The organism is Aquimarina mytili, from assembly GCF_016735115.1.
Taxonomy (GTDB): domain Bacteria; phylum Bacteroidota; class Bacteroidia; order Flavobacteriales; family Flavobacteriaceae; genus Aquimarina; species Aquimarina mytili.
Map to the genome: position 1 here is coordinate 381,397 of NZ_JAERQJ010000001.1, position 13,329 is coordinate 394,725.

At 32.7% G+C, this 13,329-nt stretch carries 13 protein-coding genes; 10 read left to right on the forward strand and 3 right to left on the reverse strand.

What is annotated here, in order from left to right:
* Positions 1-82: 82 nt before the first annotated feature.
* On the forward strand, positions 83-3,262 hold the full coding sequence (glpK, locus tag JJQ60_RS01695) for a glycerol kinase GlpK (RefSeq protein WP_201916218.1): 3,180 nt from the start codon (positions 83-85) through the stop codon (positions 3,260-3,262).
* Here the strand turns inward: glpK and JJQ60_RS01700 are convergent.
* The 3 genes from JJQ60_RS01700 to JJQ60_RS01710 all read right to left on the reverse strand — a co-directional run bounded on the left by JJQ60_RS01700 (position 3,259) and on the right by JJQ60_RS01710 (position 6,209).
* Positions 3,259-4,152, reverse strand: a complete 894-nt coding sequence (locus tag JJQ60_RS01700) for a phosphatase PAP2 family protein (protein WP_201916219.1) — start codon at positions 4,150-4,152, stop codon at positions 3,259-3,261. The two genes, glpK and JJQ60_RS01700, sit on opposite strands and share 4 nt — an antisense overlap.
* 159 nt (positions 4,153-4,311) lie before the next feature.
* Entirely contained in the window at positions 4,312-5,199 is an 888-nt protein-coding gene (locus JJQ60_RS01705) for a hypothetical protein (RefSeq protein ID WP_201916220.1), read from the reverse strand.
* A gap of 374 nt (positions 5,200-5,573) precedes the next feature.
* Positions 5,574-6,209 (reverse strand): hypothetical protein, encoded by a 636-nt coding sequence (locus JJQ60_RS01710; protein ID WP_201916221.1) that lies wholly within the window; start codon positions 6,207-6,209, stop codon positions 5,574-5,576.
* A 415-nt stretch (positions 6,210-6,624) separates the two neighbouring features.
* Here JJQ60_RS01710 and JJQ60_RS01715 point away from each other — a divergent pair, with 415 nt between their 5' ends.
* The 9 genes from JJQ60_RS01715 (at position 6,625) to JJQ60_RS01755 (ending at position 13,305) form a co-directional block, all read left to right on the forward strand.
* Positions 6,625-8,340 (forward strand): helix-turn-helix domain-containing protein, encoded by a 1,716-nt coding sequence (locus JJQ60_RS01715; protein ID WP_201916222.1) that lies wholly within the window; start codon positions 6,625-6,627, stop codon positions 8,338-8,340.
* Positions 8,341-8,463: 123 nt separating this feature from the next.
* Positions 8,464-8,604: a hypothetical protein gene (locus JJQ60_RS01720; protein ID WP_201916223.1), complete on the forward strand. Its 141-nt coding sequence runs from the start codon at positions 8,464-8,466 to the stop codon at positions 8,602-8,604.
* Positions 8,605-8,703: 99 nt separating this feature from the next.
* On the forward strand, positions 8,704-8,850 hold the full coding sequence (locus JJQ60_RS01725) for a hypothetical protein (RefSeq protein WP_201916224.1): 147 nt from the start codon (positions 8,704-8,706) through the stop codon (positions 8,848-8,850).
* 154 nt (positions 8,851-9,004) lie between these two features.
* Positions 9,005-9,436: an RrF2 family transcriptional regulator gene (locus JJQ60_RS01730; protein ID WP_201916225.1), complete on the forward strand. Its 432-nt coding sequence runs from the start codon at positions 9,005-9,007 to the stop codon at positions 9,434-9,436.
* 47 nt (positions 9,437-9,483) lie between these two features.
* On the forward strand, positions 9,484-9,933 hold the full coding sequence (locus JJQ60_RS01735; protein ID WP_201916226.1) for a hypothetical protein: 450 nt from the start codon (positions 9,484-9,486) through the stop codon (positions 9,931-9,933).
* A gap of 7 nt (positions 9,934-9,940) precedes the next feature.
* Entirely contained in the window at positions 9,941-10,276 is a 336-nt protein-coding gene (locus JJQ60_RS01740; protein ID WP_201916227.1) for a cupin domain-containing protein, read from the forward strand.
* A 29-nt stretch (positions 10,277-10,305) separates the two neighbouring features.
* Positions 10,306-12,579 (forward strand): nitric-oxide reductase large subunit, encoded by a 2,274-nt coding sequence (locus tag JJQ60_RS01745; protein ID WP_201916228.1) that lies wholly within the window; start codon positions 10,306-10,308, stop codon positions 12,577-12,579.
* Between the two features lie 3 nt (positions 12,580-12,582).
* Entirely contained in the window at positions 12,583-12,969 is a 387-nt protein-coding gene (locus JJQ60_RS01750; RefSeq protein ID WP_201916229.1) for a group III truncated hemoglobin, read from the forward strand.
* Between the two features lie 54 nt (positions 12,970-13,023).
* Complete coding sequence (locus JJQ60_RS01755) at positions 13,024-13,305, forward strand: hypothetical protein (protein ID WP_201916230.1); 282 nt, start codon at positions 13,024-13,026, stop codon at positions 13,303-13,305.
* Positions 13,306-13,329 lie beyond the last annotated feature (24 nt).

The window sequence follows — 13,329 nt, forward strand, 5'->3', positions numbered from 1 at the left end:
AACGATTACATCTTTTATAAAATGGATTCGGTTTTTATTTCGATAGAATAGTTCAGATATTTATAGAATAAGTATTTTTTCTATGGACAAGAAGTATATTATTGCGTTTGATCAAGGCACTACAAGCACAAGAGCAATTATTTTTAATAACGAAGGAGAAATTTGTGATATTGCTCAGAAGGAATTAACTCAACATTACCCTAAATCCGGATGGGTAGAGCATGATCCTAATGAAATATTTACACACCAACAAGAAGTATTTATTGAAGTACTTAAGAAATCAGGAATTTCTGAAAAAGAAATTGCAGGTATTGGAATCACAAATCAGAGGGAAACAACAGTCGTTTGGGATAAAAATACGGGTGAGCCTATATATAATGCCATAGTTTGGCTTGATAAGAGAACAACCAAAATTTGCGAACAACTTAAATCTTTGGGACTTAGTGATTATGTATCTAAAAATACAGGACTAGTGATTGATTCCTATTTTTCGGGAACCAAACTCAAATGGATTCTAGATTCTGTAGATACCGCACGAGAAAAGGCTTCAAAAGGAGAGCTGTTATTTGGAACCATCGATACTTGGTTAATCTGGAAATTTACCAACGGCAAAAAACATGTAACGGACCACTCTAATGCTTCCAGAACCATGTTATACAATATTATAGATTTGGATTGGGATGATAAGTTGCTAGAAGTTATGGATATTCCTAAATCGGTACTCCCCAATGTGCAATATTCTTCTTCTGATTTTGGAACAATTAATTACAATGGTCAGGATATCCCAATTTATGGCGTAGCAGGAGATCAACAAGCTTCATTATTTGGACAAGGAGGGTTTAAATCAGGAATTGCTAAAAACACCTATGGTACAGGTTGTTTTATGCTACTCAACACAGGAAAAAAACCATATGCCTCTAAAAATGGATTATTAACCACATTGTGTTGTAGTCTTCCTGAAGATAAAATTAAATATGCACTAGAAGGAAGCGTTTTTGTAGGAGGAGCATCAGTGCAGTGGTTGCGTGATAAACTTCAGGTTATTGATAATGCAAGTGAAACGGAAGCTATTTGTAAGTCAACTACATCATCAGAAGATCTTTATGTCGTTCCGGCATTTGCCGGTTTGGGAGCCCCACATTGGGATATGGAAGCCAAAGGAGCTATTTATGGACTTACTTTGGATTCTGGAAAAAATGAAATTATAAAAGCGACTATTGAGGCTTTGGCATATCAAACAAGAGATGTGCTGGAAGCTATGATCGAAGATAGTGGAAAACAAATGGCAATGCTTAAAGTGGATGGTGGTGCTTCGGCAAATAACTATCTCATGCAGTTCCAATCCGATATTTTAAATGTTCAGGTTGATCGTCCCAAAATGCTTGAAGTTACTGCGATGGGTGCTGCATTTTTGGCTGGGATTAAAGCGGGAATTTGGACTAAGAAAGATATTTCAAAAATAAGAACTGTCGATAAAGTTTTCAAACCAGAAATTACAGAGCATGATCGAAATCGAAAATATACAGGTTGGCAACAAGCAGTAGCACGTACAAAAACAGCAAATAAAAATATGCTTGCTGTAAAAGAAGAAGGACCGATTCGTTTTTCGGTGTTGGATCGTAAGGAACAATTACGTAGAGTACAAAATGAAAAACATGATTTAGTCGTGATTGGAGGTGGGGTCACAGGAGCAGGGATTGCTCTTGATGCAGCTTCAAGAGGATTAAAGGTGTGCCTGATAGAAAAAAATGATTTTGCGTCGGGCACCAGTAATAAGTCGACTAAACTAATTCATGGAGGATTACGATATCTTAAACAGATGGAAATAGGTTTAGTAAAAGAGTCCGGTAGTGAAAGAGCAACTGTTCATCAATTGGCACCCCATCTTGTAGTACCTGAGAAAATGCTACTTCCTCTTGTAGAAGGAGGTACTTATGGTAAGTTTATGGCATCGGTGGGTTTAAAAGTTTATGATTTTCTAGCGAATGTAGAGGGAGATGATAAACGAAAAATGTTGACCGTAAAAGAAACCATGGACAAAGAACCTTTATTAAATAAAGAAGGACTTACCGGAGGAGGATATTATGCCGAGTATAGAACTGATGATGCACGACTTACAATAGAATTATTGAAAAAAGCGGCTTCTTATGGTGCTAATAGTATCAATTATTGCGAGATGACTTCTTTTAACTACAACGAAGACAATAAAATAAAAAGTCTGCAATGTATAGACCATAATACCAAAAAGACATTCACTATAAAATCCAGAAACTTTGTATCTGCAGCAGGGCCATGGGTAGATTTATTGAGAGAGAAAGACCATTCCATGAACAACAAACATTTACATCTTACCAAAGGAGTACATCTGGTGTTTTCTAGAGAACGATTTCCACTCACACAATCGATTTATTTTGATGTGCCAGATGGCAGAATGATTTTTGCTATTCCAAGAGGTAGGGCAACTTATGTGGGTACTACAGATACAAATTATAATGCAAATTTAAATAGAGTAGTAGCTACGCAAGATGATGCAGCGTATTTACTAAAAGCGGTAAATCATATGTTTCCTAGTCTTGATCTTACTATTGGAGATATTGAGTCTAATTGGGCGGGGTTAAGACCTCTAATCCATGAAAAAGGAAAAGATCCGTCTGAGCTCTCCAGAAAAGATGAAATTTTTGAATCAAAAACGGGGTTGATTTCTATCGCCGGGGGAAAACTTACAGGGTATCGCAAAATGGCACAACGAGTGATTGATGCGGTACTAAAAACAATGAGCAGTAAAAAAAGAGATGCATTTTTAAAATCGCATACAAAACAAATACCTCTTACAAGTGACCCACTTAAGGATAGTTCTGAAGTAAACACATATTTGAATCAGATTACACAGCAACTTAAAGACCTAAAAGTAGAAGATCAGTACTATGGCTGGTATCTGGTATCAACTTATGGCAAACAAACAGATATTATTCTTAATAAGGTAAATTACTTTTTGAATGATGCTATAGAAGAGCGATTAATTAGAGCAGAACTATGGTATGGTGTGCATCATGAAATGACGAATAGCCTGGCAGATTTCTTTGTAAGAAGAACAGGGCGATTATATTTTGATATTAATAGTGTACATAAGTTTAGGTCAATTATAGAAGAAGATCTTATAAAATACTTAGGTTGGGATGAAATTCGTCTTCAAAATGAAAATCAATATTTGGATTTGTTGTTACAAGATGCTGCAACGTACTACAAAGAAGAATTTAGTTAAAATCTGCCGACAAGACCAATTTGGCTTGCGCCAAATCTAAGGTTCCATCTAATTTTATGTTTTTTATCTCCATGTACATAGCGTTTATCTTTCTTTAAATAATTGTCAACACTATCCACAATAACCACACTTAAAGCAAGTCCAAGTGTTACATCCGTTAACCAATGTGCACCATCCCAAAGTCGGGATACAGGTGTTACTAGGCCTAATGCGTATATACCTCCTTTGACAAACAAATTGTCAAACTGTTTGGCAAATGCATGAGCTGTTGTAAATGAAAGAATCGCATGCCCGGATGGGAAAGAATGATATCCAGCTTCACTCGACCAAAATCGAAAACTTAAATTACCTTCACCAGTTAGAGGGCGAGCACGGCCAATTGCAGTTTTACTAAGCGTTTGTAAGAGCCCACCCGCAGTAGCAGATGCAATAAGTAGAACTCCTGTTTTTCTTATTTTTTCATTTTTTGTTAGTAATCCTAAAGTGTATACACTGGTTGTTAATCCATAGTTGAGGAGAGGTTTTCCAAAACGAAATCCAGCTTCTTTAATAAGATCAGGAACACCATTACCTTGTTTAGCGAAGATATCATTTGCGGGTTCATCAACGGCAAGTAAAATAGCATTTCCTGCCATGATTCCTCCAAATGTTAACCAGTCTTTACCTTTCCATCGTAGTGGGCTGGTATATACGTGTTTTACGCCCCCAAATACAGATACTCCATCATATTTAATCATTTGCCATCTGGTCATTGCATTCTGAGAATCTTTTACATGAATACTGTCTTTGGCTTCTTCAGAATTTTTTATAACCTCTGTATCTTGAGAATAAATAGTATAGGTAGTAAGGTATATTAATATACTTAACAATAAGGTTTTGTAGTAGGTCATAGTAAAGATTTGCCCAGCAAAAATAACAACTTTATAAAATAATAATAGAATAATGCTTCAGAATCGATATAAAATATAGGTTTTTAGACTTATATTTTGCTAATAATACTAAAAAAATGGGCCTGCAAAGCAAACCCATACTACATATAAAACATTTTTTTATAGACTTTTTGATAATAGAAATTGTTCAAGTACATATTTCATTGAAGATTTCCATCTATGTGCTTGTTGTTGGGAGGCTGAGTTTTTATCCGATGTTTTTATCTTTAAATCTTCTGTAAAACTAACATTATACTTCTCGGATGAAGCATCGTATAATTTAAATGTAATACTTGTTTTTATACCTGACGAAGTTGGTACTGTTGATTTACTAGTCGAATAGAAGTTGGCAGCCTTATTTTCGCTTTTAAGAATAGAAGATTCTTTCAATTCTGCACTTAAAAGAAATTCTGTTCCAATAATTTTTCTAAGAGTTTCAGAGCTAGATTCTCTAAGCTGTTTGTGGTTTATACCACTATTTATAAGTTTATTAATGGTAGTATTCATGTCTTGAACTTGAATGCCATATTGGCTGGCATTTTTAAGTAAAAAATCTGTTGCATAAGAGGTTGCTTCACCGGATAATGTTTCTTGGTATTTTCCATTTTTTACAAACGAAAAAGGAATTACAGCCAAAGTGTTTTCCTTATAATCTGGTAACAAGTAAATATCTTCTTTAGGAATCAAAGGGTTTGTTTGTTGTACAGGATTATTATTTTTATTTAAAGATGAATTTTCTTTGGGTAATACTCCGGCAGATTGAGAAGAGTTAAAAGTTTGGGTTCTTCCACTGGCAAAAACTATTTTTTGAAGATTACTCACTTTTATTTCATTTATTACACTTTCTCCGGGATAATTAAAGCTAATATTATTATCAGTGACTTTAACTACTTTTGCCTGGATTAGTTGACCATCAGATGTGACTATAATGTCATTGTTCGTGATATTTCCTTGAGAAAATATTATTGTAGAACATAGCAAACTAATTAATAAGATTAAATTTTTCATCATACCATTTTTTAGATAATTAAATTAAAAAATAAAGATTAATTAACTGATAATCAAATTGTTAAATAAAACACGGTTTTATAATTTTTAACAATAAAGATTGTTGCTTAAAAATCATGAGATATTTCTTTGATTGAAATAATCTTTTAGGTAATTCCCCTCTATTTTATATAAAAACATCATCAAATCGTATACCATGATCGGTGCTTAATGTGTTAATTAACAGTAAATTAATAGGTGGTTTGGTAGATGTGAGAATTTTGATTTAATACAAAATAAAACCCGAACAACTAGTTCGGGTTTTAAGGCAAAATACTTAAATAATTTTGCAAATAGATGCTTCATTATCCCCCTTGAATCATCGTTGTTTCTTATTAAAGATATCTACCTACCATACTCGAGGTTTTGTCATGCATACCAACCGATCTCAGATTGGGATTGTATTTAATTTCTCCTGGTGCAAGTATTAAGGTGTATATCCTTCCTTGATAATTATCGTGTTCAAAATATTGAGCTAGATATCCTCTTGCACTATAATTTGTTACAATTGCAGATGAGATAAGGTCGTTGAATCCATGCGGTCTTAGACTTGGGTAGGCAAAGTTGCCTGTGCCTCCCAAAGGAAACCCTCGATAATACTCATGCTGGTAACCCGTACTTTGGGCTACTCCAGATTTTTGATACGATACTCCACTTTTATTGGATAGTGAAGAAGTTTTTGCTGTAATTAGTGAATTAACTTCATCTATTTGATCATACAGATAAATAGTATTTTCTTCGCTTAGTTCTACAACATGACTTGATGAAATAGCTTTAATCAGATCTTGATTAAGATCAGTTTTATCAATTTCTCCGTGCTGATCTAATTGAACTGTGTAGGAGATACCTTTGTATACAATTGTTTTAGATTCTGTTAACTCTACTGCAGTGGTTTCTTCTTGTGCTATGTCATCTTTACTGCAAGAAAACATAACCAAACTTAAAATGATTAATGTGAAAACTTTTTTCATAATTATTAGGTTTTAAAGGTTACTTACTCTGTCAAAGGCTTTTCAGTTTCCGCCTGTTTATTGTGTAATAGAATTTTAATTATCGTGTAGATATGGTGGTGTTTAACACTTTCAAAACTAGTATGATTACAGTGTTAAATACAACTGGTTATTCTTGATATTTATAAATGCGTAGCGTAGATTTATAAATATCAGCAAGTATTAAATCCTTAGTTTTAGAATAGCATGGATGAACTTTCATAGGAATAGTAATCTATTTCTTATTTGAGCAGTTCTTTACTATAAATTCTCAAAACCCTAGGTTTGTTAACTTTTTTTTAGGAAGAAGATATTATTTTGATATCTTGCTAATACCCGTGTTTTCTGGGTAATTCATTATTATTTTAAATAATTAAGAATCATTTAAAAACATAGTATGAATAAAATTTCATTTTATTTTATTATCACGATACTTATAAACAATTGCTATGTTAGTATAGCTCAAAATAGTCATGTTAATACTCCTGGTGATTCTTTAAAACTAAAAACGTATGAAGTATTAAAAAACAAGTTCTATGAAAATCAAAGTAATTCCAATTTGGCAAGACTTTATGCAAAAACCTATTTAGAAAAAGCTAAACGCGATACAGATACTATAAAGATTGCGGATGGGTTTTATTTTTTTGGATTGATAGATGAGTATGCGATTGCACATCAATACACAGATAGTATTATCGATATTACAAAACATCTGGTTCATGAGAAATATCCTGGGTTTGCATATAAGTTAAAAGGAAATTTGTTTTTTATGGAAGGGAATTACAGGGAAGCATTTAACCAATATGTGATTGCTTCCGAATTTGCCAAAAAGAGAAGAGATAAATTAGAATATGCGATACTAAAATTTAATATTGGTTTACTCAAAAATCAATTGGGAGAACGAGTAGAGGCACTAGATTTTTTTAAGGATTATATGAATTATATCTCTGAAAAGGAGTTAGTAGAAAAAAGAAGAGATTTATATATAAAAGGGATATATGCGCTTTCAGAATCTTATACCTATAATTTGAAATTGGATTCTGCAGAGAAGTATATAAAAAAGGGAGTTGTTGAAACATTAAAAACAAAGGATACATTAATGTATAACTTATTTGTTTTGCAATCAGGGATTAACTACTTCTTTCAGGACAAGTATCAAATAGCGATCGATAGTCTGGAAAAGGCAGAAAAACGAATTAGAAGCTTTGCTGGAGATGATAAGATTGGTCTAGCCATTTGCAACTACTATATAGGAAAATCTTTTTTCATTCAAAATAATACAGATCAAGGAGTGTATTATCTAAAAAGGACTGACACATTATTGAATGAGGCCAATACAATTACTCCTGAATTAATTGACACTTATAATGTTTTGATAGCACATTATAAAAACGAAAAAGACGACAAGAATCAATTAAAATACATCAATTCTTTACTAAAGTTTGATAGTATATTAAAATATAATTACAAGTCATTATCAAACAAGATAATAAGGAATTATGAGTCTAAAGAGCTTTTGGATCAAAAAAATCAATTAATTGATAAGTTGGAAGAAAATACATTTTTCTCTAAAAAATTGATTACAGTTTTTATCGCCGTTATATTGATCTTGGTAACAATAGTCTTTTTTGTTATTAGAAAAAACTGGATTTATAAAAAAAGATTTCAGCACATAATAGATCAAACAAAAAATAACATAGAAGAGTCTAAGGAAGAAAACTTGAAAATAGCCACAAAAAATACAAACTTACCAGAAGAATTGGTTAAAGAGGTTCTGGAAAGATTAGAACGATTTGAACAATCAAAAAAGTTTTTAAAAGGAAAATATACACTCAATAGTCTAGCTAAAGAATTAAATACAAATAGTAGTTATCTATCAAAAATTATTAATGAAACCAAAAAGATAAATTTTGCTAATTATTTAAATGATCTAAAAATTAAAGAAGCAATCGATAGACTAACCAACGAGAAAAAATTTAGAGCCTACACAATAAAAACTATAGCCAATGAGGTTGGGTTTAATACAGCACAGTCTTTCTCGTTAGCATTTTATAAAAAAACGGGTATATATCCATCGTATTTTATTAAACAGATTGAAAATCAGAAGAAATAGAACTTTTAGAATCTTAGGTGTTTTTTGTTTTCAGAGGTTGTGATTTATAAATCCGGAGTATTAAAGTGTTTGAAAAACGGCGCTTTTGACTACATTTATGTGAAATCTATAATAAATCACATCATGAAAATAGAAAACAAAAAATTGATTTCAGATAAATTGACTTTAGAAAAATTTAAAGTTGTAAAATTAAAAAATACAATTGTTATTAAGGGAGGATTAGGTTCTAAATCGAATGGCTGTCCAACGAGAACAGAACATTAATTTATATAAATTAATGTTTAAGGCGGTTTAACAAAAATTGGTCATAACAAACTCTACTTAGAATTAAATAATGTACAAAGTCTATAAATATTTGAAACAATGAAAAAGCGAAAACGAAAATCAAATAAGCCAAGTTTAGAAAAATGGACAGTGGTCAAATTAACTAAGATTGATGCCATTAAAGGTGGATTAAATCGGGTAGATGGAGGAATGTCTGGAGGTAAAACGTGTCCGGTAACAGGATGATTTCAAGTGTAATCAATACTTTATTATCCAATTCCTATTAATCTTTATGTTTTTATGGTATAACATCTATTTCTGCAAGGAAGTGAAAAATTTATAAAGGATATTTTTATCCTTTATAAAAATTACGTAACTTTGTGACATTAATAATTACTATATGTTTTCAAAGTCTTGCGAATATGGTCTGAGAGCGGTGATTTTTATCGCCCAACAAACAATGCATGATAACAAAGTGAGCTTAAGCACTATTTCAAAAGAAATAGATTCTCCTCAAGCGTTCACAGCAAAAGTCTTACAACAACTTACTCGAAAAAATATTGTAAAATCTATTAAAGGCCCGTATGGGGGGTTCATAATAGAAAAAGAAAAGATGGATACCAAACTTAGCGAAGTGGTGCGTGTATTGGATGGAGATTCGATATACACTGGATGTGGATTAGGATTAAAACAATGTGATGCTAGTTCACCTTGCCCTCTTCACTTTAAGTTTGTAGAAATAAGAGATCAACTTAGAACTATGTTAGAAAATACATCATTAAAATCTGTAGCAGATGACATGAATGCTGATTTAACAATATTAAAAAGATAAAAAATTTAGATATATAAAGGATAAAAAGATCCTTAAATCTTTTTTGAATGAAACAACACTATATTAATTATGCGATAGCCACTATTTTTATTTGGATAGGATGTGTATGTGCTATTAGCTTTATGGAAGCTTGGTTAAAGTTTCAAGCCCATGGGATTACTACTAAACTAGGCTTAGGAATTGGACAATTAGTTTTTTATGCTCTTAACAAAGTAGAGATTGCATGTGCCGTATTGGTTAGCATCTGTCTATTCGCTTCAAAAATCACAAGTAAATGGTTTTTGGGGTGGCCCTTACTTCTTTTACCTCTATTTATTCTAGGTCTACAAAGCTCGTGGTTATTACCAGCATTAGATCATCGTGCAGATGCTATTATTTCTGGGCAAGAACTACCTAAAAGTAGATTGCATCTATGGTATGTGATATTGGAAATAGTAAAAGTAATAAGCCTTTTTATATCGGGAATGAAACTCTTTAGAATTAAAAATGAAAACTAAGAACATTATGAAAATAGGATCACTAACAAAGAATATTATCTATAAAAAAGATAAACCAGCAATTACGGTCGCACTAAAAACAGAAACCACTAAAGAAATAAGAATTGTCATGAAAAAGGGACAACTAATGAAAGAACATAAAGCCCCTTTTCCTATAGTAATTGAAATATTTGAAGGCACAATTGATTTTGGAGTTAGCGGTAAAAAGCACCTCCTCAAAAAGGGAGACCTGATAGCATTAGATAAGAATATACCTCATGATTTAACCTGCATCGAGGATTGTATTGTTCGATTATCAATTTCCACTTTAGACACTGCCGATAGAGTTAAAAAACTAGTATAAACAGATTATAAAAGATTAAAAATATAGGAATGAAAAAGATTTGGATTGGATTTTTCAGTGTAGTTATACTTTCATTTATTGCATTGATATGGGTTGGAACAGAAATATATCAGACGCAGCCACCCACACCGGATGTAGTTATTGTTAGAGAAACACAAGAAGTAGTATTTACCAAAGAAGATATTCAAGTAGGACAAAATGTTTGGGAGTCGATTGGAGGAATGGAAGTAGGTTCTATTTGGGGGCATGGTAGTTATGTGGCACCCGATTGGACTGCAGATTGGATACATAAAGAAGCTAATTTTATGCTGAATGCTTGGGCTCAAAAGGATTTCAATACGGATTATGAAAGCTTAGAAGTAGAACGAAAAGCAGCTTTAAAGGCACGGTTAATTAAACACATAAAAACCAATACCTATAATGCTTCTGATCATAGTATAATGATATCTGCTGCACGATTTGATGCAATCAAGCAAAATTCGAAGTATTATGCTACTATTTTTTCCGAAGGGCACGAACAATATGCTATACCAGAAGGAGCATTAGTCGATACAGAAAAATTGGAAAAACTAAATGCGTTTTTGTTTTGGACTTCATGGGCTGCCAGTACAAATAGACCAGATAAAGAATATACATATACTTCTAATTGGCCTCATGAACCATTAATTGATAATACGATTACCCCCGATTCTCAAATTTGGTCTGGATTTTCTGTCGTACTACTACTATTGTTTATTGGGATACTCACCTATTACTACGTTAGAAATCATGAAAAAGGAGAAGCTGTAACACATCCAAATGAAGATCCACTTACGAAAATCATATTGACAAAGTCTCAGGAATCAGTATTAAAGTACTTCATTGTTATCTCTTTACTCATAGGATTACAAATTGTTCTGGGGATTTTAACAGTCCATTATACCGTAGAGGGTCAAGCTTTTTTCGGCTTCGACTTGGCAAGTGTTTTACCGTATTCGATAACCAGAACTTGGCATACACAACTGGCAGTATTTTGGATTGCAGCTACTTGGTTGGCTACGGGATTATTTTTGGCTCCAATGATAAGTGGCAAAGAAATGAAATTTCAGGTTTTTGGAATAAATTTTCTTTTCATAGCACTACTCATCATTGTATTGGGTTCAATGCTTGGTGAGTGGTTAGGTGTACACCAGTTCTTGGATCTAACGACTAATTTTTTCTTTGGCCATCAAGGTTATGAGTATATGGATTTAGGAAGATTTTGGCAACTTTTTCTGGCCGTTGGATTGGTTTTATGGGTGATTATGGTAGGAAGACATGTACTTCATGGTATCAGAAAAAAAGATGATGCAAAGCATTTATTAATTATCTTATTAATATCAGTAGTGGCTATAGGTATGTTTTTCTTCTCTGGATTAATGTACGGTGAAAATAGTAGTTTACCAGTGATTAATTATTGGAGATGGTGGTTGGTACATTTATGGGTAGAAGGGTTTTTTGAAGTTTTTGCAACAGTTATTATAGCATTTGTATTCTTAAAAATGAAAATCCTTTCTGCTAAAACTGCAGGTAAGGCTTCCATTGCGTCTGCCACTATTTTTTTAGCAGGAGGGATCATTGGTACACTTCATCATTTATACTACTCTGGCACACCTGTGCAGGCAATTGCCCTAGGAGCCACATTTAGCGCTTTAGAAGTAGTACCTCTTACACTAATGGGATTTGAAATAAGAGAAAATTGGAATCTACTGAAATCTAATCAATGGATTCAAAAATATAAATGGCCTATATTTTTCTTTATTGCTGTGGCATTTTGGAATATGATTGGAGCCGGTGTATTTGGCTTTCTTATTAATCCGCCCATTGCATTGTATTACATTCAAGGCTTAAACACTACAGCGGTACATGCCCATACAGCACTTTTCGGAGTATATGGTATGCTGAGCATGGGATTCATTATCATATGCTTACGATTTTATTCTAATAGAGAATGGAATACCATAAAATTAAAACGAGCTTTTTGGTTCTTAAACATAGGACTAATCACTATGGTAGTATTGAGTTTGTTACCCGTGGGGATTATTCAAGCATATACCTCTATTACTAAAGGATATTCTTTTGCAAGAGATGCAGAGTTGTTGTATTCGCCAACTGTACAAACCTTAAAATGGTTAAGAATGGTGGGCGATATTCTATTTTCCATTGGGATATTTTATTTCTGCTGGTTTGCTATTCAAGAAACAATCTATTGCCTAAAAAAAGACAAACTAAATTATAAATCATCACAGAATACTGTGACTTCGGCACTAAAGAAAATATTCTAAAAAATGAAAGAAATACGTAATAGAGATGATGTCTTTGTATTGGTGTCAACTTTTTACAGAGCTATTAGAAAAGATGAACTACTAGGGCCAGTATTTAACGGCCATATATTAGAAGAACAATGGCCTGGACATTTAGAGAAGCTCACTGATTTTTGGGTTACTGCATTATTTGGAGTCGCCTCTTTTAAAGGAAATCCAGTACAAGCGCATAGAAATGTAGATAAGAATTTAAATCATACCATGAGTCAACTCCATTTTGGGAAATGGTTACAATTGTGGTTTAGTACAATAGATAGTCTGTATGAAGGAAAACTAGCGCAAAGAGCAAAAGATGCGGCACGAAAAATGGCAACGAGTCAATACTTGGCAGTTTGGCGACATAGGCCATGATTTCATATATAATAACTGAAAAAGAAAATTTTAGCATTTATAAAAAATGAGGATATGAAAATTTATCAAGAATATTTAGAAGAGTATGAGAATGGAATTATAGGGTATACACCATTAGCTATAATTGGGCAAAGCTGTTTAGGATCTGTTGCTGCAATGTTTATTTTAATGAATGGAAATTCGATAGCACAAATGAGTCAACTATTTATTGTAACGATTATGTGTATGTTTTACAATGGAGCAATATTGTCTCAACAGAAACCTAAGATAAGCTTTAACCTTCTTATAGTTAGCGTTGTATTTAGCATAATTATTACCATTTTCAATCTTGTGTGATGCAATACGTAGTTTTTATAATTT

Bases quoted from the DNA above. Each gene is read 5' to 3' on its own strand.
- glpK (WP_201916218.1), top strand. From the start codon at position 83: ATGGACAAGAAGTATATTATTGCGTTTGATCAAGGCACTACAAGCACA.
- JJQ60_RS01700 (WP_201916219.1), bottom strand. From the start codon at position 4,152: ATGACCTACTACAAAACCTTATTGTTAAGTATATTAATATACCTTACT.
- JJQ60_RS01705 (WP_201916220.1), bottom strand. From the start codon at position 5,199: ATGAAAAATTTAATCTTATTAATTAGTTTGCTATGTTCTACAATAATA.
- JJQ60_RS01710 (WP_201916221.1), bottom strand. From the start codon at position 6,209: ATGAAAAAAGTTTTCACATTAATCATTTTAAGTTTGGTTATGTTTTCT.
- JJQ60_RS01715 (WP_201916222.1), top strand. From the start codon at position 6,625: ATGAATAAAATTTCATTTTATTTTATTATCACGATACTTATAAACAAT.
- JJQ60_RS01720 (WP_201916223.1), top strand. From the start codon at position 8,464: ATGAAAATAGAAAACAAAAAATTGATTTCAGATAAATTGACTTTAGAA.
- JJQ60_RS01725 (WP_201916224.1), top strand. From the start codon at position 8,704: ATGAAAAAGCGAAAACGAAAATCAAATAAGCCAAGTTTAGAAAAATGG.
- JJQ60_RS01730 (WP_201916225.1), top strand. From the start codon at position 9,005: ATGTTTTCAAAGTCTTGCGAATATGGTCTGAGAGCGGTGATTTTTATC.
- JJQ60_RS01735 (WP_201916226.1), top strand. From the start codon at position 9,484: ATGAAACAACACTATATTAATTATGCGATAGCCACTATTTTTATTTGG.
- JJQ60_RS01740 (WP_201916227.1), top strand. From the start codon at position 9,941: ATGAAAATAGGATCACTAACAAAGAATATTATCTATAAAAAAGATAAA.
- JJQ60_RS01745 (WP_201916228.1), top strand. From the start codon at position 10,306: ATGAAAAAGATTTGGATTGGATTTTTCAGTGTAGTTATACTTTCATTT.
- JJQ60_RS01750 (WP_201916229.1), top strand. From the start codon at position 12,583: ATGAAAGAAATACGTAATAGAGATGATGTCTTTGTATTGGTGTCAACT.
- JJQ60_RS01755 (WP_201916230.1), top strand. From the start codon at position 13,024: ATGAAAATTTATCAAGAATATTTAGAAGAGTATGAGAATGGAATTATA.